The sequence below is a fragment of the Pseudomonas sp. SWRI81 genome (assembly GCF_014268545.1).
GTDB lineage: Bacteria > Pseudomonadota > Gammaproteobacteria > Pseudomonadales > Pseudomonadaceae > Aquipseudomonas > Aquipseudomonas hamedanensis.
Genome location: NZ_JABWQS010000127.1, coordinates 1 through 220, shown reverse-complemented (window position 1 = coordinate 220; position 220 = coordinate 1). Strand labels below are relative to the sequence as shown.

1 protein-coding gene is annotated in these 220 nt (G+C 63.6%); it reads right to left on the bottom strand.

Annotated features, from left to right (window positions below; genetic code table 11):
* Positions 1-220 (bottom strand): hypothetical protein (locus HU765_RS26720; protein WP_186624110.1); only part of this gene is annotated, 220 nt, incomplete at both ends.

The window sequence follows — 220 nt, the reverse complement described above, 5'->3', positions numbered from 1 at the left end:
GCGCCAGTGAAGGTGACGGTGATCCTGTCGTCCTTGAGCATGCCGCCGTAGTCGACTATTGCGGTCAGTTCGGTCTGCGCGATGATCGGGTCGAGGCTGGTGCCGTTTGGCGCTTCCTTGATACCGGGTGCGGTGAGATCCAGCGCCACCCCAACACGGAACTCCAGCGGCTCGGCATAACTCGTCCCGCCCGCCGCGCGTTTGATTTCGTACCGGGCGA